The following is a 367-nucleotide window of genomic DNA, read 5'->3' as shown; positions in this document are numbered from 1 at the left end:
ACATCCACGACGACAAAGTAGTCTTTCGTCCGCGGCCCTTCCATTTCGATGCCGACCGACTGGCGGACAGTCGAACGAGCCCCGTCAGCCGCAATGAGATAATCGCACGACCATTGTTCGCCAGATGCCGTGATGACAGTGGCTCCTTCCTCATCGGTTTTGACATCGGCAACCGGCGTCTCCCAGACGAATTCGACCCCTGCCTTCAGGCAGGCTTGATACAAAAACTTCTCCGCCTCGACTTGCGGCAAGCTTGTAAACGGTGGAAGCGCATTCGGATCAGGAGCCGGATACCGCTTCATATACACCTCCTTGCCGCGGAACAAGGTGCGCTTGATCGGCCATACGACGCCGTGTTTGGCAAAGG

1 protein-coding gene is annotated in these 367 nt (G+C 56.9%); it reads right to left on the bottom strand.

The annotated features are described in order from the left end of the window. A partial coding sequence (locus I656_RS0114520; RefSeq protein ID WP_033004646.1) for an NAD(P)/FAD-dependent oxidoreductase occupies window positions 1-367 on the bottom strand: 367 nt, incomplete at both ends.

It is taken from the genome of Geobacillus sp. WSUCF1 (genome assembly GCF_000422025.1).
Classification (GTDB): domain Bacteria; phylum Bacillota; class Bacilli; order Bacillales; family Anoxybacillaceae; genus Geobacillus; species Geobacillus zalihae.
The sequence above is the reverse complement of the archived record's forward strand: the minus strand, read 5'-3'. Positions and strand labels throughout refer to the sequence as shown.